This window comes from Jonquetella anthropi DSM 22815, from assembly GCF_000237805.1.
Lineage (GTDB): Bacteria > Synergistota > Synergistia > Synergistales > Dethiosulfovibrionaceae > Jonquetella > Jonquetella anthropi.
Genome location: NZ_CM001376.1, coordinates 1,190,492 through 1,215,434, shown reverse-complemented (window position 1 = coordinate 1,215,434; position 24,943 = coordinate 1,190,492). Strand labels below are relative to the sequence as shown.

The following is a 24,943-nucleotide window of genomic DNA, read 5'->3' as shown; positions in this document are numbered from 1 at the left end:
AAAGGACGGCATCAAACGTAAAAGCAGGCGGGTTCTCGTGACGAGAGCCTGCCTGCTTTTTGTGCAAGTACCTTTGGGGGTTAATGTTCGACCACGTACGCGTCCCGGAACAGGATCCAAGCCAGCGGGGACAGGTACACGCCCTTGACGTAGTCTTTCAGCATGTAGTTGATCGAGTAGAAGTACACCGGCGAAATCGGCAGCTCGTCCATCAGGACCTTTTCCGCCTCGTGGAGCAGACTGAAGCGCTTTGCCCGGTTCATCTCGCCCCGGGCGGCGCTCATCGCCTTGTCGTACTCGGCGTTGCTCCATGCCGGGGTGTTCTCGTAGTTCTGGGTCGTCCAGAGTTCCATCATGTCAGTCGGGTCGTTGAAGTCAGGCGTCCACGCCATGCGTCCCATCTGGAAGTGGTGAGAGTGGGTCGTCTCCAAGTAGACTTTCCACTCTTGGTTCTGCAGCTCCACGTCGATGCCCAGGTTCTTCTTCCACATGGCTTGGAAAGCCTCGGCCAAGCTCTTGTTGAGCGGGTTGGTGTTGTACATGAACGTGACATGCGGGAAGCCCTTTCCGTCCGGGTACCCTGCCTCGGCGAGGAGCTTCTTGGCCTGGTCGGCGTCAGCCGAGACGGGCAGGTACTTGGTCGGATCCTCTCCGCGGAAATCGGCGCCCTTTGGGTCTGCGCCGGGAATGCCGTCGGAAATAAAGGCTACAGCTGGCCGCTGACCGCCTTGGGTGACCTTCTCGACCAACGTCTTGCGGTCGAGGGCCAGAGCGAACGCGCGACGGACCTTCGGGTTATTGAACGGCTCCTGTTTTGTGTTGAAGATGACGAAGTACGTTCCCAGCGACGGCAGGGTCTTGGCCTCGCCGGAAGCCAGCAGCGACGGAGTCATCATCGCCGGCAGGGTGGAAAGCAGGTCCACGTCGCCGGCCTTGAAAGCCGTCAGGGCCGTGTTGGTGTCGACGATCATCAGGAAGCGCAGCTCATCCAGCTTCACGTCCGCCGCGTCCCAGTAGTTGGGGTTCTTCTTCAGCGTCATCTGGCTGTTGTGGCGCCACTCGCTGACGTAGAACGGTCCGTTCGAGACGATCGGCATGGCGCTCGTCCAGCCGGTCGGGTCCTTCTCGACGATGTCCTGACGGGACGGCATGAAGGTGATGAACGACAGGTAGTTGAGAATCAACGGCGACGGGTACTCCAGGTGAAGCACAAGGGTCCGGTCATCAGGCGCCTCGATGCCCACCTCATCGGGAGAGCATTTGCCCTTGAAGAGTTTTTCTGCGTTTTTGATGAAGAACGTTGTTGTGGCGTACGGACAGGCTGTGTCAGCGGACATGGCGCGGATGAATCCGTAGCGGAAGTCGCCGGCAGACAGGGGCTTGCCGTCGGACCACTTGAGTCCTTCTCTCAAGTGGAAAGTCCAAGTCAGCTGGTCATCGGAAACTTCCCACTTCTCGGCTGCGCCGGGCTGCATCTCGCCGCCTTGGTCCGGGCGGACAAGGCCTTCGTAGGTGTTGAAGATGACGATCTGCTGGTCATTGGCGTTTGCCCTCGCCGGGTCAACTGTGCGCGGCTCGACGCCTAGGTTGTACGTCACCTTCATTTCAGCCAGTGCAACCGACGGCAGAGCGCAGAGGATCGCCGCAAACAGAACTCCCCATAGTCTCGTTCTTCTCATGAGTATCTCCCCTCCATGTAATTTGTGGTGATGTGAGACAATGAAGTAATGATATAATAGCACAGAACACAGCGGGTGAGATAACCCGGGATAGAGGAGGGGTTCGCATGTATTTGCCTGCCATGACTTGGCACGAGTTTCAGGAAGCGGCGAAGGACGACCTTGTCGCCCTCCAGCCTCTCGGGAGCACGGAACAGCACGGTTCGATAGGCCCATTAGGGACCGACTTCATCATCCCTCACGAAATGGCCAGAAGAGTAGAAGCTCAATTTCCAGACAAAGTCGTCCTTCTGCCGACGATTCCCTACGGCGTCTGCCCCAGCTTTGAGTCGTTCGCCGGCTCGATCGACATCGGGGACGAGGCGCTGGCGACGATTCTGACAAGCGTCGTCCGCGACCTGTCACGGCACGGCGTTAAACGGTTTATCTTCCTGAACGGACACGGCGGCAACACCCTGCCGATGGAGCGGGCCTGCGCAAAGGCATGGGACCTTGGCGGACTGGGCGCGATGTTGGACTGGTGGAAGGTTGCCCGGGAACTGAAGCCCGAATGGGGCGGCGGCCACGGCGGCGGCCAAGAAGCGGCGGTCAGCATGGCAGTTCGGCCCGACTGGGTGAACAAGAAAAAGAACTTTGTCCCTGAAAAAATCGTCCACCTGTCTGACGCCCTCAAGAGCACCTACGGCGAGGCGACGACGTTCAAGGGCGCGACGGTTCGGATCGTCCGCAAGGCCGACGCCTACACGGCGACCGGCACGTTCGGCGGCGGCGATGACAGCTGCGCGAAGGCCGATCCCCAGTGGGGCAAAGAGATTTTTGAGGGCGTGACGGCCTACTGCATTGACTTCGTGGACGAGTTCCTCCGCGTGTCGCTGGAAAAAGCGCACCAATCGTGCATTATGAAGTAGCCGTTTAACGGACGCAGAATCAAACGCAAAATAACAAAGCCGCCCGATTGGGCGGCTTTGTTGCGTTCTTGAATCTGCTTGGGGATGAACTACTCGATGTCCGCGTCTCTGAACAGCAACCAGAGGAACGGCGACTGATAGACGCCCTTGACGTTGGGCTGCATCAGGTACGGGGTGGCGTAGTAGTAGATCGGCATGACGGGCATTTCGTCCATCAGGATCTTTTCGGCTTTGTGCATATCCTCAGCGCGCTTGGCCATGTCGGTCATCGTCACAGCGGCGTTGATCAGCTTGTCGTACTCGGCGTTCTTCCAGCCGGTGCAGTTCTCGAAGTTGTCGCTGGTCCACAGAGCGAGCATGCCCTGCGCGTCGTTGAAGTCAGCGATCCAAGCGTGACGGGCGATCTGGTAGTTCTTCTGGTTGCGGGTGTCGATGAAGACCTTCCACTCCTGCTGAACCAGCTCGACGTCGACGCCCAGGTTCTTCTTCCACATGGCCTGAAGGACTTCGGCGATGGCCTTGTTGCCCGGGTTGCCGTTGTAGGTGTAGCTGACCGACGGGAAGCCCTTGCCGTCCGGATAACCGGCTTCGGCCAGCAGTTTCTTGGCGGTCTCAACGTCCGCGTTGGGCGTCAGGTACACGTTGGAATCCTCAGAACGGAAGTCGGGTCCGCCGACGACGGCGCCGGGGATCTTTTCGGGGATAAAGCCGTTGGCCGGGTGCTGGCCGCCCTGGGTGACCTTTTCGACGATGGCCTTGCGGTCAATTGCCAGAGAGAACGCCTTGCGGACCCGCGGGTCGTCGAAGGGCTTCTTGGTGACGTTGAACACGGTGAACGCCGTGCCCAGCGTGGGCAGGACCTTGGCTTCGCCGCTCTTGATGAGCTGAGCCACCATCAGCGGGGGCAGGTGGTCGTTCACGTCGACGTTCTTCGCCTTGAAAGCGGCCAGAGCGGTGTTGCTGTCGACGATCATCAGAAGGCGGACGCCGTCAAGCTTCACGTTGGCTGCGTCCCAATAGTTGGGGTTTTTCTTCAGCAGCATTTCGCTGTTGTGCTTCCACTCCGCCACGTAGAACGGGCCGTTGGAGAGCATCGGCATGGACGCGATGGTCCAGCCGCGGGGGTTGGCCTCAACCAGCTCGCGCTTGGCCGGCACGAAGGGGTTGAACGACAGGTACTGAAGGACCAGCGGGGACTTCTCAGCCATATGCAGAACCAGCGTCTTGTCGTCCGGCGCCTCAATGCCCACGTCCTCAGCCTTGCACTTGCCTTCGAAGAACTCCTTGCCGTTCTTGATCATGTAGGCCAGATAGCCGTACGGGGCGGCGTTCTCAGGAATTAGAATGCGCAGGAACCCGAACTTGAAGTCGGCGGCTGTCAGAGGAGAACCGTCGGACCATTTCAGACCGTCGCGAAGATGGAACGTCCAAGTCAGGCCGTCTTCGGACACGTCCCACTTCTCAGCGCAGCCGGGGGCGATGACGCCGTTCTCGTCGGGACGGACAAGGCCCTCGAAAACGTTGTAGTCAACGGTGGATCCGTCAACCGCGTTGTTGAGGACCGGGTCAATGGTGCGGGGTTCAACGCCCAGGTTGTAGGTGAGAATCTTCTCGCCCGCCAAGGCTCCGGAAGCGCACAGCGTCAACGCTGCAAGTGCTGCCAATAGCTTACGACTCGACATGAATCTGTTCCTCCTTTTGAGAATTCCCGATTCGTGAAGCGCCTAGGTTCTACCTATGGGACGCACGGCCGCCGGTCGGACGGCCGGTGAAGCCTACATGTTGTGGCACGCGCTGAAGTGTCCGCCGCCCCGATCGACGAACGCCGGGGTTTCAACAGAACACCGCTCGGTGGCATGCGGGCAGCGGGTGTGGAACTTGCAGCCGGACGGAGGGTTCAGAGGACTGGGAATTTCGCCCTGCAGGATAATCCTCTTGCGGGCGTCCGACTTGTCAGGATCCGGCACTGGAATCGCCGACAGCAGAGACCGGGTGTAGGGGTGAAGCGGGTTGGTGTACAACTCGTTGCTTTCTGCCAGCTCGACGATGGCGCCCAAGTACATGACGGCGATTCGGTCGGAAATGTGCTTGACCATCGACAGGTCGTGGGCGATGAACAGGTAGGTGAGCTGCAGTTCCTTCTGCAGGTCCTCAAGGGTGTTGACGATCTGTGCCTGAATCGACACGTCCAGAGCGGAAATCGGCTCATCGCAGATGATGAACTCAGGCTCGACTGCCAGACTTCTGGCAATGCCGATTCTCTGGCGCTGGCCGCCTGAGAACTCGTGAGGGTACCTGTTGGCGTGCTCGCTGTTCAGCCCCACCGTTCTCAGCAGGTGGCGGACCCGGTCGCTCCACTCGTCCTTGGGAAAACCATGAATGATCATCGGCTCCTTCACGATGTCGCCGACGGTCATGCGCGGGTTCAGGGACGCGTACGGGTCTTGGAAGATCATCTGGATCTTCTTGCGCCACGGCAGCAGGCTTCTTTGGTTCATGGAAGCCAGGTCTTGGCCCTCGAACAGGATCTTCCCCTCGGTGGGCTCGTAGAGCCGGACGATGGTCCGGCCGGTGGTCGTCTTGCCGCAGCCCGACTCGCCGACAAGCCCAAGCGTCTCCCCGGGCCAAATGTCGAACGAAACGTCGTCAACCGACTTGACCGTGCCGCGGGACACGTGGAAGTACTTCTTCAGGTGCTCGATACGGACAAGGGGTGCAGCGTCATAGGAAACGGCCATCAGCGGTTCCCCCCCTTCGCCGCAAATTCTTCGTCAACCAGCCAGCAGGAAGTGCGGTGTCCCTCGCCGACCACAGTTTCCCGAGGCGGATAGTTCAGGCATATTCCCTTCGCCAGAGGGCAACGGGGCGCGTACCGGCAGCCGGCCGGCGGGTTCAGCAGGTCAGGCGGTTGGCCTTCGATAGGAATCAGCCGCGTTTTTACCAGCGACTCCGGGTTCGGCACCGACTGAAGCAGCCCTTTCGTGTACGGGTGAGCCGGCCGGTAGAAAATATCCTGTCGGGATCCCTCTTCCATGATGCGGCCGCCGTACATGACGACTACCCGGTCGGCCATGCCGGCAATGACGCCCAAGTCGTGGGTGATCAAGATGATTGAGGTGCCGAACTGATCTTGCAGGTCCTTCATCAGCTCCAAGATCTGAGCCTGAACCGTCACGTCGAGGGCCGTCGTCGGCTCGTCGGCGATGAGAAGCTCAGGATGGCACACCAGCGACATGGCGATCATGATGCGCTGACGCTGACCGCCGGAGAACTCGTGAGGGTACTGCTTGATCCGCTGCTCCGCCGGCTCGATGCCGACCCGCCGCAGCATGGACACGGCCTGACGGGTTGCTTCTTCGTCTGACAGGTGTCTGTGCCGTTTGAGCGGCTCGCAGAGCTGATACCCGACGGTCAGAACCGGGTTCAGGCTGGTCATCGGGTCTTGGAATATCATCGAGATCTTGTTGCCCCGAATATCCGTCAGCTGCGACGTGGTCAGCTCGGTCAGTTCCTGCCCTTGGAACTTCAGCGAGCCGGAGACGACTTTGCCCGACGTTCCCAACAGGTGGAGCACCGACAGCATCGTGACGCTCTTGCCGCTGCCCGACTCACCAACAATGCCTAAGACTTCGCCGCGCTTGAGGTTGAACGACACGCCGCCGACCGCCTTGACCTCGCCGACTGGCGTAAAAAACGATGTGTGCAGGTCGTCGACGACCAGAAGGTCTTCGGCGAGTGCAAGACGCTCTTTCCGAGAAAGTTCGCTCATCGTCCGCGCCCCCTTACTTGCGCAGCCGCGGGTCGAGAGCGTCCCGAAGCCCGTCGCCGAGGAAGTTGAATCCCAGGATGGTGATCGAAATGGCCGCCGCAGGGAAGAACAGCTGCCAAGGATAAATTGCCAAAGTGCCTAACGCGTCGTTGCTCATCACGCCCCAGCTGGCCATCGGCGCGCTGACGCCCAAGCCGACGAAGCTCAAGAACGCCTCGGTGAAAATAGCCGACGGGATCGACAGCGTCAACGTGACGAGAATCGGCCCCATCGCGTTGGGGATCAGGTGCCGAAGCAACATTCGCCGCGGAGAGGCTCCGACCACGCGGGCGGCCAGCACGAACTCTTCGTTGCGGAGGCGCATGATCTCGCTTCGGACGATACGGGCCATTGACGCCCAATAAGCGATGCCCAGCGTGATGAAAATGCTCTTTAGCCCCGGACCGATGACGACCATCAGCAGGATAACGTAAATGATCATCGGGATACTGTAAATGATGTCCACGATTCTCATCATCAGGTTGTCCATTTGGCCGCCGACGAACCCGGCGATGCCGCCGTAGATGACGCCGATCGTCAGGTTAATGAAACTGGCGACAAAACCGACCGCCAAGGAAATGCGGGCACCGTACAGGACGCGGATGTAAATATCCCGGCCGAACATATCGGTGCCGAATAGGTGCTCCCACGACGGCGGCTCGTTGGCCGCCAGAAAGTCCTGCGCGTCGTAGGTCCACTCGGAGCACATGGGGCCGAAGATCGCCAAAAGGGAGACCGCCAAGACAACGATCAGCCCGGCGATAGCCAGTTTATCGTGGTACAAGCGCTGCCAAGCGTCCTTCCAGTAGCTGATGGACGGGCGAACGAACTCGGACTGGGAACGCTCCTCTTTGTCTACAGTCCGGTACAGGTCCGGGTCATCCCAAGGAATGGACTGGGGAAACAGAGGGGACAGTGTCGATGGAAAAGTCTGCTTCATCATGCCTGCCTCCTCAATGGGTTTTGTTGTCCAGCTTGATCCGCGGATCGACGAATCCCAAGCACACGTCCACGGCCAAGTTGAGGAAGATGAGCAGGGCGCTGTAGAAAATCGTCACGCCCATAACGGTGGTGTAGTCCCGATTCTGAATGCTGGTCACAAAGAACGTTCCCAGTCCCGGAAGACTGTAAATCTGCTCGACGACGAAACTGCCGGTGAGAATGCCCGCCGCCAAAGGTCCCAAATAGGTCAGCACGGGAATGACCGCGTTGCGGAGCCCGTGGATGTAGACCACAGTCCGTTCCTTCAGTCCCTTTGAGTAGGCGGTCCGAATGTAATCCTGCTGGATGACTTCAAGCATGCTGCTTCTGGTCAGCCGGGAGATAAACGCCATCGGGTAGCCAGCTAGCGTGATCGCCGGCAGAATGGACGTGGAAAACCCCTGCCAGAAGCCGACAGTTACCCAGCCCAGACGGTAGGCGAAGACGTAAACGAATATCGTCGCGATAACGTAGTTTGGTATCGTAATCCCCAGAGTAGCGATGACCATTGCGACTCGGTCCTGCCACTTGCCGCGCCGCAGGGCGCTTAAGATGCCGGTTGGAATCCCAATGGCCAGCGATAGCGCCAAGGCCAGAGACCCAACCGCCAGCGACACGGGGAAACTGTCAGCGATCAGCTGGTTTACTGTCATGCCTTCGTATCGGTACGAAGGACCGAGGTCACACTTCAGCACGTCGAACAGATAACGGCTGTACTGGGAGATCAGAGGATCGTTGAGCCGATACCGATCCATCATCTTGGCGAGAATCTGAGGCGGAATCCCCTTTTCGTCGGTGAACGGTCCGCCGGGAATTGCCCGCATCATGAAAAACGTCAGGGTGATGACGACCAGAAGCGTGACGAGACTGGTCCATATGCGTTGAAAGATGTATTTTCCCATTCTTCCCCCTCCAAAGAGCCGAAGCCCTCGCTCCGCCGGCCCAAGCCGGACGCTGGGTGAAACGTCCCCACAAGAAGAACGCCTCATCAGTCCCGACCTCGGGACGTCAAAAGCGTTCTTTCAGCTGCTCTCATCAGCTCCATTCGTTTGTAGGGTCCCTGTGCCAAAGGCGGCGCAAGCCTTCGGATCAGGCTAATCAAAAATACGTATGAACTGTGTTTAGTATGACTTTTGTTTCGTAAGCTGTCAAGCGAAAGGGTTTGCAAAAAAGAACGCATTTTATCCGCAAAAGGGACAACTTTTGCTATAATAAAAAAGCAAAAAATCGGTCCTCGGAAAGGTGGAGTTGTCGTGAGCAATTGTGCAGACTCGCTGTTGCGTTCAGTTGATCCAGAGATCGCCGATATTATCGTCGAGGAGTACCGCCGTCAGAACGATCAGATTGAACTGATCGCGTCGGAGAATTTCACTTCTCGGGCTGTGATGGCCGCCATGGGGTCGGTGCTGACGAACAAATACGCCGAAGGGTACCCGGGAAAGCGGTACTACGGCGGCTGTGAAGTGGTCGACAAGGCCGAAGAGCTGGCTCGCGAGCGGGCCAGGAAACTGTTTGGCTGCGATCACGTCAACGTTCAGCCCCACGCCGGCAGCCAAGCGAATATGGCGTGCTATTTTGCCGCCGTCAAGCCCGGCGACACCGTGCTTGCCATGAACCTGACCGACGGCGGGCACTTGACCCACGGTTCACCGGTCAACTTCTCCGGGAAACTGTACAACATCGTTCCCTACGGCGTTAACAAGAAGACGGAGCAGATTGACTTTGACGAATTAGAGCGGCTGGCGCTCCAGCACAAACCCAAGATGATCATCTGCGGCGCGTCCGCGTACCCGCGCGTCATCGACGCGGAGAAGTTCCGGGCCATCGCGGACAAAGTCGGCGCGGTTTTGATGTTCGACATCGCCCACATCGCCGGGCTCGTGGCGGCTCACCTCCACAAGGATCCTGTGCCGTGGTGCGATTTCGTCACCACCACGACCCACAAGACGCTGCGCGGCCCTCGCGGCGGCATGATCATGTGCAAGGAAGAGTGGGCGAAGAAAATTGACAGCGCCATCTTCCCTGGCATGCAGGGCGGCCCGCTGATGCACATCATCGCGGCCAAGGCGGTCGCCTTTGGCGAGGCGCTGAAGCCTGAGTTTGCCGACTACCAGAAGCGGATCGTGGCCAACGCCGCGCGGCTGGCCGAAAAACTGATGGAAAGAGGCTTCCACCTCGTTTCCGGCGGAACGGACAACCACCTGATGCTGATCAACCTGACCAATAAGGGCGTCACCGGCAAACAGGCTCAGCTCGCTCTGGACGAAGCCGGCATCACCGCCAACAAGAACACCGTCCCGTTTGAGACTCTCAGCCCGATGATCACCAGCGGACTTCGTATCGGAACCCCCGCCGTGACCACCCGCGGCTTCGGCTTCAGCGAGATGGACCAGATCGCCGACTGGATTGACCGGGTCGTGGGCCACATCGACGACGCGAAAGTTCATCAGCAGGTTCGGGGCGAAATCAACGAGCTCTGCAATGCTAAGCCGCTGTACCCTGGACTGTACTAAGTCTGAGGAAATAAAGACATCCGGCCCCGGGAAGACAATTCTTCCCGGGGCCTTCTTTGTGGCTATAGGTTGTTGAAAAACAAGGTGTGATATACTGACGGACGGGAATTCAGCGGTACAGGAAGTCGCCGCCCTGCCGGGCTTTGCCGGGCAGGGGAGAGGAAAGTCCGGGCTCCACAGGGCAAGACGCTGGATAACGTCCAGTTGGAGCGATCCACAGGATAGTGCCACAGAGAGCAGACCGCCGCCTGCGGTCCCCGCAGCGGTAAGGGTGAAAGGGTGGGGTAAGAGCCCACCGGGCGTTCGGCGACGAACGTGCTAGGCAAACCCCGTCTGGAGCAAGATCAAATAGGGAGGGTTGAGGCTGCCCGCTGACCTCCGGGTATGGTCGCTTGAGGGCCGGTGCAAATCGGCTCCTAGAGAAATGACTTCCCACGACAGAACCCGGCTTATGGACCACTGGATTCCCCTTTTTTAATCGGTTTCAAAAAAGTAAATAGTTTTTTCTCTATTATGAATATTAGATACGACAGCCCGCGGTGGGGCTGTCGTTTTTTTGTTTTTGAAGCGGGATTGGATTTTTTGATAACAAACAGCTTCATATAGATGGACAAATCTGTCAACAAGAATTCTAAATGTGAAGTATCTTCCCGCGTTTTCGGATTCGTTTCATAAACGGCGAAGAGCTGATGATTCAAGCTCAGGAAGATATTTTTTTCTCCCCCTTGACCGGAAGGCAGAAAAAGGTTAATGTTAACGCTACGTGGGATAAAGTGTCATTAAGTGGGTGAATTTACCATGTTGATGGGCACGTGTGAGCACCGACTGGACAGCAAGGGACGGCTCGTCCTTCCGGCCAAATTCAGATCTGAACTGGGTTCTACAGTGGTATGCACTGTAGGACTGGATCGGTGCGTCGCCGTGTATTCCACCGACGGGTGGGAGAAGTACTTGGCAAAACTGCAGACGCTGCCGTTTGCCAAGGAAAGCGCTCGGCGCTTTATGCGGGTCGTGCTCGGCTCGGCAGACGAACTGCCGGTAGACGGCGCGGGACGCATTTTGGTGGGAGCTTTCCTCAAGGACTACGCCGGATTAGGAGAGCAGGTCACGATCGTCGGTGTCAGCGATCACGTGGAGCTGTGGAACAGCGAGCGCTGGAACGCCGGCCGGGACGATATCCTGAAAGACTTCGAAAGCTTGGCTGAAGGGGTCGGGGACTTTGGCGTTTGAACACCGCCCCGTCATGCTTCAGGAGGTCATGGACTCGTTCCCTCGGCCGCCGGTTGGTTTGGTGGTCGACGCGACGCTGGGGCTTGGCGGTTACAGCGAGGCTTTCCTAAGCCGCTGGCCCGAGTGCCGGGTGGCGGGAATCGACCAGGACGGGCAGGCTCGTGCCATCGCACAGGAGCGGCTGGCTCGATGGGCTGATCGGTTTGCCGTATGGCCGGGGAACTTCCGCCGACTCAACGACCTGATGGCGAGTCACGGCGAAAAGGAAGCCGCAGGCGTCGTGGTTGATCTGGGAGTGTCGAACCTGCAGATCACCGAAGGCGAGAGAGGGTTCTCTTTTCGCGAGGACGGTCCGCTTGACATGCGGATGAACGCTTCGGAAGGGTTGACGGCGAGCCAACTGGTCAATCAGATGACCGAAGACGAGCTGGCGGGGATTTTCTTCCGCTACGGCGAAGAGCGGTTTGCCCGGTCAATTGCCCGGGCCATCGCCCGCCGGCGGGGCCAGTCGTCGATTGAGACGACCGGGCAGCTTGTCGAAGTGATTCGGGAGGGAATGCCCGCCGCGGCGCAGCGAAAAGCGAACGGACACCCGGCTAGACGGGTCTTTCAGGCCCTGCGGATTGCGGTGAACGACGAGCTTGGAGCTCTGGAGGATCTGCTGTCTCAGGTCTGCGGCCTGTTGGCCGACGGCGGAGTTTTCGTGGCGGTGACCTATCACTCGCTGGAAGACCGGCTGGTCAAGTGGGCGATGAGGGAATGGGAAGGTCAGTGGCTGGGGATTCCGGTTTCCCGCCGAGGCCTGACGCCCAGCGAGGACGAGGTTTTATCGAATCCTAAGTCTCGAAGCGCAAGGCTTAGGGCGTTTGAACGACGGGACAACTATCAGATCGAACAGGGGAGGCTAGGACCATGGCGGCGGTGAGAGCATGCAGGGGAGCGATGAAGGTTGCACCTCTTGTCTTAGTAATGGCTGCCCTTTCGGTATTCTGCTTTGCGAAAATCTCCAACATGCGGGCGGAGACGAGCGCATTGGAGCGGCAGGCAATGCAGGTGGACCGGCAAATCGTCCAGTCCAGACAGTCCATTCAGAGCTTAGAGCGGGAAAGCGCAGGGCTGACCGCGCCGGCGGCAGTTTACGCTCGGGCCATTGGGGGACTTGGGATGCAGAAGGTTTCGCTGGCCGGCACGATTCGCGTCGGAGAGGCGGGGTCTTCTGTTCAGACCGCCGCTCTGCCGGGAATGCCGCTTCAAGTTTTCCAGTAAAGAATGGAGCTTCGTCGTCTCGGCTTGCCCAGCGAGCCGGAGCGCGGGAAACGGCTGACGTTTTCACAGCGGCTTGAGTGGCTCTGTCTGTTCGGCATTTTGGGGCTGTTGGTGTTTCGGGTCGTGAACGTCCAGCTCTATCCTGATCCCCGAACGCTCTCTCAGCTGACAGGGCAGTACCGGCAGACGGTGCGGCGCTCCCTCGATCGGGCGGCGGTGTACGACCGGTCAGGTGCTCCCTTGGCCATGTCGGTTCCCGCTTGGAGCGTTTTTCTGGATCCGGGCGTCGAGGGATGGGACGGCTCGAGGCTGAAGCAGCTGGCCCCGTTTCTGGACAAAAAGATGCTGTCTCAGCTCTCCAAACCCCTGACGAAACGGTTCTACTGGCTGAAACGCTACCTGACGGAAGAACAGGCGGAAGAGATCCGTCAAGCCGGCGGCAAGGGCGTGTTCGTTCGCTCGGAACGCAAGCGGGTTTATCCGAAAGGGAAGATCTTTTCCCACCTGTTGGGGTTCTGCGACAACGACAGTTGGGGCCTTTCGGGCATTGAGCTGACGTGGAACAACGTGCTCTATATCCCTGAACGTTCGTTGGTTAACTACCGGGGTGCCCGGCCTCTGTCGGAACCCACCGAAGAGGATCCGACCCAAGAGCAGGGACTGTACCTGACCGTTGACTCACAGGTGCAGTACGCCCTTGAGGAGTTCCTCGGCCAAGCGGCGGTTCAGAACAAGGTCAAGTGGGCGGCGGCAGTCTGCCTTCACAGCTCAACTGGTGAGGTCCTCGGCATGGCCAGCTGGCCGTCGTTCGACCCGAACGTTCGTTCGACGTTCCTTCACCCAGAAGCGCTCAGGAACAACGTTATTAGCCGAGTGTATGAGCCGGGATCGACCTTTAAGCCCATCATGGTGGGCATTGCCCTTGAGAATGGGGCCATCAAGACTAACAGCGCGTTTCGCTGTCCGGCTCGGATACAGATCGCCGACGCTGTGATGAGCGATGCCACGCCGAAGGACAACGGCACGCTGTCGGTTGATCAGATCCTTGAGAAGTCATCGAACGTCGGCATGGCGCAGATCGGCATGAGGTGCGACCCCTACAAGACCCACAGCGACATGAAAAACTGGGGGATTGAGCGTCAAACCGGCATCATGCTGAGCGGCGAGGAGTCCGGGCTGCTTCGGTCTCCCGAACAGTGGTACGGGGTTATCCCGGCCAACGTGGCGATCGGCCAAGGATTTGCTCTGACGCCTTTGCAGTTAGTTACGGCGTTCAACGCCATCGTTAATGGCGGCGTTCTGATGAGGCCCTTCATCGTCCAGCGGGCCGTAGACGCTCAGGGAAACGAAGTAGTTCTCCAGAAACCACAAGAAATTACCCGCGTTCTTTCGTCGCGGACAGCCCGATGGCTCCGAACGGTCCTTCGGCAGGTGGTAACCCAGGGGACCGGAAAGGGAGCGAACTCTTCTCTTGTGCCGATCGCGGCCAAGACGGGAACCGCTCAGGTGGCTGACAAAGGCGTATACGTCAAAGGCCGATACAACGCGTCGATGATCGGTTTCTGGCCGTCTGACCGGCCGGAGTACACCATGCTGATCGTCCTAGGCGACGTGACGGGACAGAGGTACTACGGGGGACAGATAGTTGCCCCGGTGTTCAAAAACATCGTCGAAGAAATTATGCGGCTGAAGGGACAAATTTGACGCGCAAGATCCCTTGGGCCGGACGGAAATAAAGGGCGGGAGAAGAATGGACGGACGGATAGTTCAGGCTTTGGATGACCTTAAACGTGCTGGTTTCCTTCTGGGCTGGGGCGGAGACTGGAACGGCCTGAAAGAGACGAGCCGGCTCTGCAGTGATTCCCGGTTAGTGAAGCCGGGAGATGTTTTTGCGTGCGTCTGTGGCCGTCATTTTGACGGCCACAGTTTTATCATGGAAGGCCTGCGGCTTGGCGTCGCTGGGTTCATGATTGAGCGGCCGACGGACGGCTTGGACAACTGGATTCAGGTCACTGACGTGCGGGCCGCCATGGGGTTTTTAGCCGCCCGACTGGCCGGCTCTCCGTGCGATCGGCTGAAGATGGTCGCCGTGACCGGAACGAACGGCAAGAGCACGTCCAGCTACATGATTCGAAGCGTCCTGAGTGCCTGCGGGATAAAAACCGGCCTGATTGGCACGGTCGTCTACCACGACGGCGACAAAGAAACTGTGGCCGATCGGACGACGCCTGAAAGCACAGCCCTTCAAAGGCTGTACGAGTCGATGATTGCCAACGGGTGCGGTGCCTGCGTGATGGAGTGCTCATCGCATGGGCTGGTACAAGGCAGAATTTCCGGCTCGACTTACGACGGGGCCCTGTTTACCAACCTTTCGCCCGAGCACTTGGACTACCACGGCACGATGGAAGAGTACTTTGCCGCCAAGTCCCTGCTGTTTACCGAACACCTGAAGCCGAACGCCGTCATTTCGGTCAACGGCTGTGACCCGTGGGGGCAAAAGCTCGCGGCCCGTTTCCCGTCAAGCCTGACGTGGGGGCTTGGGGACGGTGCCGACGTCCGTGTGAAAGCAGACCGTCTGACGATGAAAGCCGGCGGCTCGGACTTTGACCTGCAGGTTGACGGCCAGTTTCTCGGTCGGGTCGCTTTGCCCATGACAGGGCGGTTCAACGTTGAAAACGCGCTGGGTGCGGCGTCTCTTTGCATCGGCTTGGGGTGCAGTCCCGAGGCGGTTGTGAAGGGGTTGGAAACGATGCCGCAGGTCCCCGGCCGAATGGAGCGAATCAACCTGTCCAACGGCGTGACGGTCATCGTCGACTTCGCCCACACGGAAATTGCCTTGACTAACTTGCTGGCGACGCTTCGCCCTCTGGCAAAGCGCCTGATCAGCGTGTTCGGGCATGGCGGCGAGCGGTTTGCGGGCGCCCGGCCGGAGCTTGGAAAAATTGCCGGACAGACCGCCGATCGGGTTATTGTCACGATGGACAATCCGAGGAACGAGGACCCAGCCGAAATTGCCCGGGCGATAGTCGCCGGGCTGGAGGGCGGAAAAGCGTCGTTTTCGACGGTTCTCTCCCGCCGTGACGCCGTCTTTGCCGCGCTTGACGAGGCGGAGCGCGGCGACGTGGTGGTTATTTCGGGCAAAGGGGCCGAGCCGTATTTAGAAATTAAAGGCGTCAAATACCCGTACAGCGACAGGGACGTCGTGGGCGAGTGGAGCGCTTCAAGGGGCGTGGGGCAGTGCTGAGCTTAAAAGATCTTCTTCCCAACGGTCTGGACGTGACAGGGCCGGATCGGCCGCTACCTCTGACCTTTCGGGTGGACAGCCGTGCGGTTGAGCCGGGCGACGGATTTGCGGCGTTTCAGGGGGAGTCAACCGACGGACACCTGTACATCGAGTCGGCTTTGGCCCGCGGCGCATCCGTCGTCTTAGCGGAGCGGGGGCGGGTCTCTGAGAAACTTCCTGCTCAGTGGCCTCAGGTCACGTTCATTTTCGGCCATCGAAGCGAGACGGCTTTGGCTGAACTCGCGCGGGCGTACTTGGTCCGTTTGCCCGACTTGAAGCACGTGGCTGCCGTCACAGGGAGCGTAGGAAAGACGACGACGCGGAGCTTTCTCGCCCGCATCATGTCGGCGTCCCAAAGGACCCATGCCGCGTCGGGCAATTACAATACGCTGATCGGCTGCTCGGTTGCCGTGCTGTCGGCGCCGTTTGACGTCCAGTGCCTCGTGCTGGAAATGGGGGCGAACCACCCGGGAGAAATCGCCCAGATGGTAAGCTTCTTCCCGCCGACGGCGGCGGCTATCACGGAGGTGGCTCCGGCGCACTTGGAGGGGTTCGGCTCGGTTCAGGGCGTCCTCAGGGAAAAGGCTGGAATTTTTGGCGGCGGCCGTCTCAAGGACGCGGTCTTAAACGCTGATAATCCGCTGTTGGCTGAGTTGGCGTCGCAAATCAATACGCCGGTCACCACGTTCGGCCGAGACGGCAGCCTGTCCTTTGAGGACGATCGGCTCGAGTGGGACGAAGGCTTCAAGGTGTCGGCAAGGCTTTGTTACAGCGGTGATCGAGTTCCCGTCAGCGTCCGGCTGTCCGGAAAACATGGCTTGTACCCGCTGTGCTGTGCCCTCGCCCTAGCGGTGCGGATGGGAGTTCCTTTCCGGCAGGCAGTCAGGGAAGCAGTTTCTTTCGAGTCTCTGCCGGGGCGGGGCGAAGTCGTCAGGCTTCAAAACGGGGCGTTTTTGATTGACGAAAGCTACAACGCGTCGCCCAAGTCCATGACGGCGGCAATTCAGAGCCTCGGCGAAGTTCAGATCCGGGGCAGGAAGTTCGCCCTGCTGGGTTCTATGGGCGAATTGGGAGCCGGGGCAAGCGCCGCGCACCAGCAGGTGATGGAAGTGGCCCGAGGACAGGGCTTCGATTGGTGGGGCGCCTACGGCTCGGACTGGCAGAGCGGCGCGAAAGCGACTGACAACCTGCTGACGGACTGGGAAGAGGTCCGGCGAGCCGTCGCCGGATTGAATCTTCGCTCCGGCGACGTGCTGTTGGTGAAAGGGTCTCACGCCTGCGGGCTGGAGCGGTTGGTCAAAGAGCTGAAAGGTCAGGAGGCAGGCGGGCGATGAGTTTCCTCGCTCTCGGACTGGTCACCTTTATCGTGGTAGCAATCGGTGAGATTTTGGCGCAGCAAAGCTGGATCAGCGTCATGCGGACAAAAGGCGTGTCTCAGGTCCAGAAAGCCTACGGGCCCAAAGTTGACGAGGCCGTCAAAGCCAAGGTTCCATCAATGGGCGGCGTCGTGTTTATGCTGATCGGCTCTGGTTTTTTAATCAGCGGGCTTGTGACGCGCAATTTGACTGCCGTCGCGCTGTGGGTCTATCCGGTACTTTGCGGGGCGATTGGACTGACCGATGACGTCCTGAAGTTCCGGCGCGGTTCCAGCGAAGGATTTTCCAGTAAGGGAAAGTTTCTTGTGCAGATGGCTGTGACGATCGTCTGGTTTGCCCAGCTGCAGGCCTACGGTCTGTCCGGTTCCCCGTCCTCAAGTATTTGGGCTGGCGTGCTGTGGTGGCTTCTGGCCTTCTTCCTCGCGGTCGGCGCTCAGAACGCCTTGAACGTTACCGATGGATTGGACGGGCTGGCGGCGGGAGCGTCCTTAATCTCGTTCAGCGCTCTGTGTTTTTTAGCCCCTGGAACTGAGCCGTTTTTGGCGTCCTGCGCCGGCGCGGCGCTCTGCGCGGGGTTTCTGTGGCATAACGCCCATCCGGCTCAAGTGTTCATGGGAGACGGAGGAAGCCATTTTCTGGCTGGGCTCCTGGTGTCCATCGTCCTCGTGTCCGGTATGCCGATTCTGACATTGGTTCCCGTCGGGTTCCTGTTCGGCGTTGAGATGATTTCTGTGGTGATTCAGCTGGTTTCAATTCACGGCAGGGGGAAAAAAGTGTTCCTCATGGCGCCGATCCATCACCATTTTCAGCTGAAAGGGTGGCCGGAAAATCTGATTACGTGGCGGTTTATGGTCGTTCACCTCATCGGACTTGCCGGGTGCCTGTTCATTGGAGATCTGCTTTTCTAAAAGGGGAGAGATGCATGGCGGGGAGAATAACAGTTGTCGGTGCTGGCGTGAGCGGTCAGGCAATAGCCTTATGGGCTAAAAAACTCGGAGCCAGCGTCTTTGTGACCGATATGAAAAAGGAACTGGCGCCGGAGATCTGCCTCGGCTTCCGAAACGCCGGAATTGAATGGGAAACGGGCGGCCATTCCCCGCGCTGCTGTGAATGTGACCAGATGGTGGTCAGCAGTGGCGTCTCTCCTGCCTCCGAAGCTGTCAAACAGGCAGAAGGGCGGGGGATACCCGTCGTCGGAGAGCTGGAATTTCTCGCCCCATGGCTTCCCGGCAAAACGATTGCCGTCACTGGAACGAACGGCAAGACGACCACGACTGCGCTGTTGGGGCATTTGCTCCGTTGCCGCGGTCAAAGCGTCGCGGTGGTCGGCAATATTGGTGAGCCTCTAGCAAACGCGGCGGGAACGGCGGTTGACTACACAGTGATGGAGCTGAGCAGCTTTCAGCTGCACTGGAACAAGTCGTTTACGCCTCAAGTCGCCCTGTTGACCAACCTGGCTCCGGATCACATCGACTGGCACGGAAGCTATGAGAACTACGTGGCCGACAAACTGAAAGTGTTCGGCCGGCCGGGAAAGGGCAACTGGGAGATCGTTCAGGCTCGGGATGCTGCCCTTGTCCCGTCGGGCGGATCGGTCTGTACCTTGGGCGGCACCGAAGGAACGCGAATTTACTGGGACGATCAGGCCGTGTGGCTTGAACGGGATTCGGGCCGGGAAAAGCTGTTCGATCGGTCTCAGCTGTCGCTGGTGGGACAGCACAACTTGGAAAACGCGGCGATGGCCGGTGCGGCTCTGGCACTGATCGACAAATCGTTCGCGCCGCTTCAGGGGCTTTCCGATTTCCTTCCGCCGCCGCATCGGTGTCAGCTGGTGAGAGTTCGTCGAGGCGTTACGTGGGTGGACGACTCAAAAGGTACGAACGTAGCGTCGACCCGCACTGCTCTTGAGGGCATCGATGGGCCGAAAATCATCATCCTCGGCGGCAAGGGCAAAGGCGAGAAGTACGAGACGCTGGCGCAGACCGTCAAAGCTCGAGCTAGGAACGTCATTCTCATCGGCGCGGAGTCGGACAAAATTGAGGCTGCCCTTCGGGAAGCTGGAGTCCAGTCAATTCACAGGACAAGCTGCATGGAAGAAGTAGTTTCGACGGCCGACGGATTGGCCCGCCCGGGAGACACGGTTCTTCTCTCGCCGGCATGCACCAGCTGGGATATGTACCAGAGTTACGAACAGCGGGGAGATCACTTCAAGCGCCTCGTCATGGCTCTGCCGGACTGAGATGGAGCGAAAGGGAGATCTGAGCTCGCTTCTGATCTGGTTAATTCCAATGCTTCTTTCATTTTGCGGGCTCGTTGTCATTGCTGCCATGACCGGCTGGTCCGGACACTCGCCGGCGTTTAAGCAGCTGTTGTGGCTTTCTGTATCGTTCATCTGCTTTTTAGCCGTCATGTCGATTCCGCTGACCGTTTGGACTCGCGTCGCGTGGGGTGCTTTCGCCGCCTCGTTTCTGTTTCTCGGCCTCACCTTGGCGCCGGGAATCGGGGTAACCATCAAAGGCGCGTCCCGGTGGATTCATTTCGGCTCGTTCAGCTTTCAGCCCGCCGAAGCCCTGAGCTTTGCCCTGCTCCTGCTGCTCGTTCGGCTGTATCAGCGCAACGCCCGTCAGCTTAAGGCGCTGGCTGTGACCGGTGGAATCGTGTTCCTGTGCGCTGTGTTTCTTCTTCGGCAGCCGGACTTCGGCAGCGTCCTGCTGATCGTCGCGCTGTCCGGCGCTCTGCTCGTCGATCGGTACGGTTTTTTGCTTCCGGCTGGAGCTCTGGCAGTACTGACGCCGCTCATGTATCTGGTGGTCATGCACCAAGGGTACCGGCAGGAGCGAATTGCGGTTTGGCTTGATCCGTGGAGCGATCCAATGGGCTCTGGCTACCAAGTAATCCAAGGGCTGATCGCGTTTGCCAACGGCGGACTGTCGGGCATCGGGGTCAACCGGTCTCAAGACTTCCTCCCCGAGGTTCACAACGACTTCATCTTTCCTGCCATGGGCGAGCAGTTTGGCCTCATTGGGACGATGGTCCTTTTAGGGTGTTTCATCATTTGGTCGTTTGTGGCCCTTCAGGTGTACCGGCGCTCTGTTGGGATTTCAAAGCAGTTCGCTTGGGGGTGTTGCGTTTCGGTGATTCTTCCGCTGTTTATCAATATCGGCGGCGTGACAAAACTTATCCCGCTCAGCGGCATGCCTCTTCCGTTTGTGAGCTACGGCGGAACATCTCTGCTTTTTATGTGGATGAGAGTCGGCATTCTCGCGAGAGTTGCCCGCAAGTCGGCGCAGGGAGGTGACGAGTCCTGAAAATCCTGTTGGTTGCCGGGGGAACAGGCGGTCATCTGATCCCGGCGATAGCGTTCGGACAATGGCTGTCAAGTCATCACGTCAGCTGGAGCTTGGCGACAGGATCCCGGCCTCTGGAACGGCAGATCTGCGAGGCTCACGGGGTTCATGCCCACTATCTGCCCATCGTGGGGTCCCCGTTGGGCGGCGGGTTGAAGAAAGCGCCCGGCAGGACTCTTGATCTGGTGAGAACTTATCGAGCCGCGAAGAAGCTTATTCGAGAAGAAGCTTCGACGGCGTGTCTGCTGTTCGGAGGGTATTTGTCGCTGCCGGTCTTTTGGGCGGCTCGTCAGGCTGGGATCAGGACGATGACCCACGAGCAGAACGTAATCGCCGGCCGAGGGAACAGAATGCTGGCGCGCCTCGGCTGCCCTGTCGCCTCAGGCTGGTCTGAATGTCGGGGCATCAGCAGATTCCAATATACTGGCATCCCGGTGCGTGCGATGTCGCTGACTGACCGTGCCGAAGCTCAGCGCCTTCTATTGAAAAAGCCTCTCGAAAAAGGGAAAAAACTAGCTGTTGTCGTCGGCGGGTCTCTTGGCAGCCGAGGCATCGGAGAAGACCTCGAACGACTGTCGAATATGGTAGAATCAAAGGCGTGGTTTTTCCTGTTCGTCGGGGCGGCATCTGGGTCGGTTTCATTTGATAACGCCCTGACCGTTGAGCCTCAGTGGAACATGACCTTGGCCTACTCCGCGGCTGATCTGGTCATCAGCCGGGCAGGAGGGGCGACTCTGGCGGAGATTGAGGCGCTCAGGCTGCGGGCTTTGGTTGTCCCGTGGGAAGGGTCGGCCGGCGGCCACCAGTTGGCCAACGCTCAGCTTTTCAACAAAGAGACGGGAACTCCATACTGGACTGGAGACGAGGGCCTCTCCGACGCTTTTTCACGGGCGGCCGGTCGGGAACTTCGTTGGCCGGAAGGTCGTTCCGGCGGGTCCGAGGCTCTGTGGGATGCTCTGCAGAGCGTTAACGCTGAAGGGAGATAGAGCAGTGGCATCGACAAGCCTTGATCTGTCACGGGTCAGAAGCATTCATCTGATGGGAGTTGGCGGCGCCGGCATGAGCGGCTTGGCTCTGCTGTACAAAGCTCTCGGCTTTCAAGTGACGGGATGCGATATGGGAAACAGCTGCTACACGACCAAGGTCAGAGAAGCGGGGGTTCCAGTGTACTTAGGGCACGACCCGCATCACTTAGACGACCACAAAGCGGATATCTTGGCTTACAGCAGTGCTATTCCCTCAGACAATCCGGAGCTTGTAACGGCAAGAGAGCGCGGCATTCCTGTGGTACAGCGGGCTGAACTCTTGAGCCTTCTTTTTAACAGTCGGTGTGGCGTCGGCGTGGCTGGAACGCACGGGAAAACGACCACCACATCCATGATCAGTTTGATAGCTGAGCGGGCCGGCCTGGAGCCTACGGTTGCCATCGGCGGCGAACTGTGCGATATCGGTTGCAATGCTAAATTAGGCAACGGCAACGTCATGGTGGCTGAATTGGACGAAAGCGACGGCTCGTTCCAGTTTTTCCAGCCTTCAGTAGCCGTTGTGACGAACGTTGACTGGGATCACGTGAACTATTACCCATCCCGGCAGTCGGTTGTTGACGCGTTCGTTTCGTTCCTTGCCAACGTTCCAAGCGATGGATTCGAGGTTCTCTGCGGCGACGATCCGGGCGTCAGAGCTCTGTTGGGACGTCTGGAAGGCCAAAACTGTCAGAATCGGGTCACCTACGGGCTGGAAAAGGGGAACGACTTCTATCCGACAAACCTTGAGCAGTATCCCGGCGGCGGCATGAGCTACACCCTCAACCGATTTGGCCGTCAGGTTGGCCGGGTCAGGCTGACGGTTTCAGGAACACATAATCTGCTCAACTCTCTGGCAGCTCTGGCGGCCGGTTCCCGCTTGGGCATCTCGTTTGACCTGATGGTTTCCGCGCTGAACGAGTTCCACGGCGTCAAGCGGCGTCTTCAGCAGAAGGGCAACGCCGGAGATGATATCCTTGTCTATGACGACTACGGCCACCACCCGAACGAGTTGAAGGCCACTCTCACCGCTTTGGGGCAGATGTTCCCCAAACGGCGGCTTGTGGTGGTCTTTCAGCCGCACCGATACACCCGCACGGCGGCTCTGTATGAGCAGTTCGCCCAAGTCCTTTCTCAGGCTGATCAGGTGATTTTGCTACCCATCTACGCCGCTGACGAACAGCAGATTCCCGGCGTGTCCAGTTCTCTCATTCAGGATAAGATCCACGAGCGGCATCCGGGGCTCTGTCATCTCGTTCGCGATAAAGTGGACGCCGAGGCGTGTGTCATGTCGGTGCTTCAGCCGGGAGACCTGCTGTTGACGGCCGGAGCTGGGGACGTCTGCGTCATCGGCGACCTGATCCTTCAGAACCTGAAAGCGCCCTGCTCCGCAACCGCGTAATGGTCTTCTTCTGCGGACAATGAATTGGCGGGGCGTTGCGGCGCTCCTGCTGGCCCTTGGCTCAGGGGCGCTGATGAAAGTCGGTGAGCTGTACGAACCGTTTCGTCTAAGAAGTCTGATAGTCAGAAATGGCACGCCGGCCACGGAGGCTCAGATTCACGCGTGGAGCGAGAGCTTTTCATTCTTCGGCCCGATGTGGTGTTTCCATTGGGACCAAATGAGGGAATGGGAAGACGGTCTGCCCGTTCATCTGACAGTTTCTTCGTCCCACATGGGGCAGAGCATTGAAGTCTTCGTTGAAAGCTTGAGTCCGGCCATTGAGCTGATTTGGCACGGCGAGAATCTTTTCCTTGCCGAGGACGGCCACATCTGGACGAAAAAGCTGTCCGACCAGTACATGCTCGGATCGCCTCAGGGACTGCCGGCGCTCCACATTGATGACAGCTTCCCCGTGTCGGTTCTTTCGACTGACGGGACCTTGGAACATATGGGAAAAAGCGACCTGTCAGCTCAGTGGGTGCGTGATTTGTTGGCCCACCTGTCCGGAATGCCAGATATGACAGCGAGCAACATCGTGCTTCGGAGGCGTGGCGGCGAAGACGTGGTGCAGTGCTTTTTGACGAGCAGAACGAAAGGAACGTCCATTTCGTTTTTAGGAAGTCTGCCGTATCTTGACAAGACGCTTCCGGTCGCCCACAGGCTTTTGCTCGACGGCGCGACCAAGGGATACAGCCTGTTTGACGCGACATACAAGGATAAAGTCATCTTGAGGCAGTTGGACAGCTCGTTTGAGTGATGTAGTGAGCAAAGGAGTGTTTTCAATGGGAAAGGATGCCGAGATTCTCGTTGGTCTTTATCTCGGAACATCGAAAATTTCAGCGGTTGTCGCTGAATGGGACATGTTCTCCGGTGACGAAGTACAGATCATCGGCATCGGCCAGGCTCCTTCCCGAGGAGTCCGCAAGGGTCTGATTGTGAACCTTGACCGAGCCACGGACTCGGTTGCAGCTGCTATTGCCGACGCGGAGTCCATGGTGGGGTTTGATATCCGTGCTGTGACGGTTGCTTTCAGCGGGGTCGATGCGTACACTAAATCAGTCTGGGGAATGATTTCCCTTAGTCGAACGCCTCGTCAAGTTGCTGACGACGACGTGATGCGGGTTATTGAGTCGGCGTTGAGCGGCCTGTCCGTTCCGTCAGATCACTGCGTCGTCCACCTGCTTCCTATCAAGTACTCCATTGACGGCAATAGCGGCATAGACGATCCGCTCGGCATGACCGGCATCCGCCTTGAGGTCGAACTGCAGGCAGTCATCATGCCCCGTTCGATTGTGCAGAACGTCGTTAACTGCGTTCAGCACGCTGGGGTTCAAGTTCGCGGGTTGGTTTACAAACCGCTGGCGGCGGCGCTCGGGTCGCTCAACCAAGAGGAGAAAAGCGTCGGCGCGGTCTCTCTTTCCCTCGGCGGAGGCACAACCAGCGTGGCGATCTTCAACGAAGATCGGCCGGTGGCGTTTACGGTGTTCCCGATAGGCGGGGATTACGTCACCAGCGACGTCTCCCAGATGCTGAAGATACCCATGGGGGCCGCCGAAGAGGTTAAGAAGGCCGTTTCACTTGATTCAGGCGCTGAACCGGCTAAAGAAGTAACGGCCTCTATTCAAGGACAGACCCGAAAACTGGACGGCGACCTGATACGGCAGACAGTTGCCTGTCGAATTGAAGAGCTTTTGGAGGAGAAGGTCGCGCCGTTTATCGCGGAGAACTCGAAGCATCAGTTCCCGTCCGGGGTCGTTCTGACCGGCGGTGTCGCTCAAACAGACGGGATTGAGACGTTTGCCTCGTCCATTTTGAACCTGCCTGTTCGTCGGGCGCCGGCAGCTCCGATTCAGAAACTTCGTCCTGGCTGTGACACGAGCCAGTACTGCCTGCTGATGGGCATTATCTTCTACTTGCTGGAAAAACGTCGGAACAGATACAAGTATCTTGATTCCACTGTTGATTCGATCATGTCGGGCTTCTTCTCTGTCGACGTGGAACAGGCGCCTCAATCGTCCCGACGCTTAGGCGAAGGGCTTTTTAAGAAAATGCTGAAATCGCTGAAAGAGCTTTTTTAGGAGGCAACGGG

At 58.6% G+C, this 24,943-nt stretch carries 21 protein-coding genes and 1 other RNA gene; 16 read left to right on the top strand and 6 right to left on the bottom strand.

Going from position 1 to position 24,943, the window contains the following annotated elements:
• Positions 1-80: 80 nt before the first annotated feature.
• Positions 81-1,679, bottom strand: coding sequence for a peptide ABC transporter substrate-binding protein (locus tag JONANDRAFT_RS05660; protein ID WP_008521593.1), 1,599 nt, complete (start codon positions 1,677-1,679; stop codon positions 81-83).
• Between the two features lie 107 nt (positions 1,680-1,786).
• On the opposite strand from JONANDRAFT_RS05660, the gene JONANDRAFT_RS05655 reads away from it, so the two are divergent.
• Positions 1,787-2,587, top strand: a complete 801-nt coding sequence (locus tag JONANDRAFT_RS05655) for a creatininase family protein (protein ID WP_008521592.1) — start codon at positions 1,787-1,789, stop codon at positions 2,585-2,587.
• A gap of 89 nt (positions 2,588-2,676) precedes the next feature.
• On the opposite strand, the gene JONANDRAFT_RS05650 is transcribed toward JONANDRAFT_RS05655, so the two are convergent.
• The 5 genes from JONANDRAFT_RS05650 to JONANDRAFT_RS05630 all read right to left on the bottom strand — a co-directional run bounded on the left by JONANDRAFT_RS05650 (position 2,677) and on the right by JONANDRAFT_RS05630 (position 8,278).
• Positions 2,677-4,269: a peptide ABC transporter substrate-binding protein gene (locus JONANDRAFT_RS05650; RefSeq protein WP_008521591.1), complete on the bottom strand. Its 1,593-nt coding sequence runs from the start codon at positions 4,267-4,269 to the stop codon at positions 2,677-2,679.
• A gap of 93 nt (positions 4,270-4,362) precedes the next feature.
• Positions 4,363-5,325 (bottom strand): ABC transporter ATP-binding protein, encoded by a 963-nt coding sequence (locus JONANDRAFT_RS05645; protein ID WP_008521590.1) that lies wholly within the window; start codon positions 5,323-5,325, stop codon positions 4,363-4,365.
• A complete protein-coding gene (locus JONANDRAFT_RS05640) occupies positions 5,325-6,356 on the bottom strand; it encodes an ABC transporter ATP-binding protein (protein ID WP_008521589.1) in 1,032 nt (343 codons plus the stop codon). The genes JONANDRAFT_RS05645 and JONANDRAFT_RS05640 overlap by 1 nt, the downstream gene beginning before the upstream one ends.
• A gap of 13 nt (positions 6,357-6,369) precedes the next feature.
• Complete coding sequence (locus JONANDRAFT_RS05635; protein WP_008521588.1) at positions 6,370-7,338, bottom strand: ABC transporter permease; 969 nt, start codon at positions 7,336-7,338, stop codon at positions 6,370-6,372.
• A gap of 10 nt (positions 7,339-7,348) precedes the next feature.
• Positions 7,349-8,278 (bottom strand): ABC transporter permease, encoded by a 930-nt coding sequence (locus JONANDRAFT_RS05630; protein ID WP_008521587.1) that lies wholly within the window; start codon positions 8,276-8,278, stop codon positions 7,349-7,351.
• 375 nt (positions 8,279-8,653) lie between these two features.
• On the opposite strand from JONANDRAFT_RS05630, the gene JONANDRAFT_RS05625 reads away from it, so the two are divergent.
• The 15 genes from JONANDRAFT_RS05625 (at position 8,654) to ftsA (ending at position 24,932) form a co-directional block, all read left to right on the top strand.
• On the top strand, positions 8,654-9,889 hold the full coding sequence (locus tag JONANDRAFT_RS05625; RefSeq protein WP_008521586.1) for a serine hydroxymethyltransferase: 1,236 nt from the start codon (positions 8,654-8,656) through the stop codon (positions 9,887-9,889).
• A gap of 109 nt (positions 9,890-9,998) precedes the next feature.
• An RNA gene (rnpB, locus tag JONANDRAFT_RS07925) (RNase P RNA component class A) lies at positions 9,999-10,356 on the top strand.
• A 331-nt stretch (positions 10,357-10,687) separates the two neighbouring features.
• Positions 10,688-11,119 carry a division/cell wall cluster transcriptional repressor MraZ gene (mraZ, locus tag JONANDRAFT_RS05620; RefSeq protein ID WP_008521584.1) on the top strand — a complete coding sequence of 144 codons (432 nt, stop codon included), beginning with the start codon at positions 10,688-10,690 and terminating at the stop codon, positions 11,117-11,119.
• Between the two features lie 13 nt (positions 11,120-11,132).
• Complete coding sequence (gene rsmH, locus JONANDRAFT_RS05615; protein ID WP_035787109.1) at positions 11,133-12,044, top strand: 16S rRNA (cytosine(1402)-N(4))-methyltransferase RsmH; 912 nt, start codon at positions 11,133-11,135, stop codon at positions 12,042-12,044.
• Positions 12,032-12,385: a cell division protein FtsL gene (locus JONANDRAFT_RS05610; RefSeq protein WP_008521582.1), complete on the top strand. Its 354-nt coding sequence runs from the start codon at positions 12,032-12,034 to the stop codon at positions 12,383-12,385. The genes rsmH and JONANDRAFT_RS05610 overlap by 13 nt, the downstream gene beginning before the upstream one ends.
• 3 nt (positions 12,386-12,388) lie before the next feature.
• Positions 12,389-14,089: a peptidoglycan D,D-transpeptidase FtsI family protein gene (locus JONANDRAFT_RS05605; RefSeq protein ID WP_008523121.1), complete on the top strand. Its 1,701-nt coding sequence runs from the start codon at positions 12,389-12,391 to the stop codon at positions 14,087-14,089.
• 46 nt (positions 14,090-14,135) lie between these two features.
• Positions 14,136-15,629, top strand: coding sequence for a UDP-N-acetylmuramoyl-L-alanyl-D-glutamate--2,6-diaminopimelate ligase (locus JONANDRAFT_RS05600; RefSeq protein ID WP_008523119.1), 1,494 nt, complete (start codon positions 14,136-14,138; stop codon positions 15,627-15,629).
• Complete coding sequence (locus tag JONANDRAFT_RS05595; RefSeq protein ID WP_008523118.1) at positions 15,623-17,002, top strand: UDP-N-acetylmuramoyl-tripeptide--D-alanyl-D-alanine ligase; 1,380 nt, start codon at positions 15,623-15,625, stop codon at positions 17,000-17,002. Before JONANDRAFT_RS05600 ends, JONANDRAFT_RS05595 begins: the two co-directional genes overlap by 7 nt.
• Complete coding sequence (locus JONANDRAFT_RS05590; protein ID WP_008523116.1) at positions 16,999-17,952, top strand: phospho-N-acetylmuramoyl-pentapeptide-transferase; 954 nt, start codon at positions 16,999-17,001, stop codon at positions 17,950-17,952. The genes JONANDRAFT_RS05595 and JONANDRAFT_RS05590 overlap by 4 nt, the downstream gene beginning before the upstream one ends.
• Before the next feature lie 14 nt (positions 17,953-17,966).
• Positions 17,967-19,283 carry a UDP-N-acetylmuramoyl-L-alanine--D-glutamate ligase gene (murD, locus tag JONANDRAFT_RS05585; protein ID WP_008521577.1) on the top strand — a complete coding sequence of 439 codons (1,317 nt, stop codon included), beginning with the start codon at positions 17,967-17,969 and terminating at the stop codon, positions 19,281-19,283.
• A 1-nt stretch (position 19,284) separates the two neighbouring features.
• Entirely contained in the window at positions 19,285-20,352 is a 1,068-nt protein-coding gene (locus tag JONANDRAFT_RS05580) for an FtsW/RodA/SpoVE family cell cycle protein (protein WP_008523115.1), read from the top strand.
• 8 nt (positions 20,353-20,360) lie between these two features.
• Positions 20,361-21,377 carry a UDP-N-acetylglucosamine--N-acetylmuramyl-(pentapeptide) pyrophosphoryl-undecaprenol N-acetylglucosamine transferase gene (locus tag JONANDRAFT_RS05575; protein WP_021775753.1) on the top strand — a complete coding sequence of 339 codons (1,017 nt, stop codon included), beginning with the start codon at positions 20,361-20,363 and terminating at the stop codon, positions 21,375-21,377.
• A 4-nt stretch (positions 21,378-21,381) separates the two neighbouring features.
• Complete coding sequence (murC, locus tag JONANDRAFT_RS05570; protein WP_008523113.1) at positions 21,382-22,815, top strand: UDP-N-acetylmuramate--L-alanine ligase; 1,434 nt, start codon at positions 21,382-21,384, stop codon at positions 22,813-22,815.
• A gap of 19 nt (positions 22,816-22,834) precedes the next feature.
• Entirely contained in the window at positions 22,835-23,611 is a 777-nt protein-coding gene (locus JONANDRAFT_RS05565) for a hypothetical protein (RefSeq protein ID WP_008521573.1), read from the top strand.
• A 25-nt stretch (positions 23,612-23,636) separates the two neighbouring features.
• On the top strand, positions 23,637-24,932 hold the full coding sequence (gene ftsA, locus JONANDRAFT_RS05560) for a cell division protein FtsA (protein WP_008521572.1): 1,296 nt from the start codon (positions 23,637-23,639) through the stop codon (positions 24,930-24,932).
• The last annotated feature ends 11 nt before the right edge of the window (positions 24,933-24,943 follow it).

Bases quoted from the DNA above. Each gene is read 5' to 3' on its own strand.
- JONANDRAFT_RS05660 (WP_008521593.1), bottom strand. From the start codon at position 1,679: ATGAGAAGAACGAGACTATGGGGAGTTCTGTTTGCGGCGATCCTCTGC.
- JONANDRAFT_RS05655 (WP_008521592.1), top strand. From the start codon at position 1,787: ATGTATTTGCCTGCCATGACTTGGCACGAGTTTCAGGAAGCGGCGAAG.
- JONANDRAFT_RS05650 (WP_008521591.1), bottom strand. From the start codon at position 4,269: ATGTCGAGTCGTAAGCTATTGGCAGCACTTGCAGCGTTGACGCTGTGC.
- JONANDRAFT_RS05645 (WP_008521590.1), bottom strand. From the start codon at position 5,325: ATGGCCGTTTCCTATGACGCTGCACCCCTTGTCCGTATCGAGCACCTG.
- JONANDRAFT_RS05640 (WP_008521589.1), bottom strand. From the start codon at position 6,356: ATGAGCGAACTTTCTCGGAAAGAGCGTCTTGCACTCGCCGAAGACCTT.
- JONANDRAFT_RS05635 (WP_008521588.1), bottom strand. From the start codon at position 7,338: ATGATGAAGCAGACTTTTCCATCGACACTGTCCCCTCTGTTTCCCCAG.
- JONANDRAFT_RS05630 (WP_008521587.1), bottom strand. From the start codon at position 8,278: ATGGGAAAATACATCTTTCAACGCATATGGACCAGTCTCGTCACGCTT.
- mraZ (WP_008521584.1), top strand. From the start codon at position 10,688: ATGTTGATGGGCACGTGTGAGCACCGACTGGACAGCAAGGGACGGCTC.
- rsmH (WP_035787109.1), top strand. From the start codon at position 11,133: ATGCTTCAGGAGGTCATGGACTCGTTCCCTCGGCCGCCGGTTGGTTTG.
- JONANDRAFT_RS05610 (WP_008521582.1), top strand. From the start codon at position 12,032: ATGGCGGCGGTGAGAGCATGCAGGGGAGCGATGAAGGTTGCACCTCTT.
- JONANDRAFT_RS05605 (WP_008523121.1), top strand. From the start codon at position 12,389: ATGGAGCTTCGTCGTCTCGGCTTGCCCAGCGAGCCGGAGCGCGGGAAA.
- JONANDRAFT_RS05600 (WP_008523119.1), top strand. From the start codon at position 14,136: ATGGACGGACGGATAGTTCAGGCTTTGGATGACCTTAAACGTGCTGGT.
- JONANDRAFT_RS05590 (WP_008523116.1), top strand. From the start codon at position 16,999: ATGAGTTTCCTCGCTCTCGGACTGGTCACCTTTATCGTGGTAGCAATC.
- murD (WP_008521577.1), top strand. From the start codon at position 17,967: ATGGCGGGGAGAATAACAGTTGTCGGTGCTGGCGTGAGCGGTCAGGCA.
- JONANDRAFT_RS05580 (WP_008523115.1), top strand. From the start codon at position 19,285: ATGGAGCGAAAGGGAGATCTGAGCTCGCTTCTGATCTGGTTAATTCCA.
- JONANDRAFT_RS05565 (WP_008521573.1), top strand. From the start codon at position 22,835: ATGAATTGGCGGGGCGTTGCGGCGCTCCTGCTGGCCCTTGGCTCAGGG.
- ftsA (WP_008521572.1), top strand. From the start codon at position 23,637: ATGGGAAAGGATGCCGAGATTCTCGTTGGTCTTTATCTCGGAACATCG.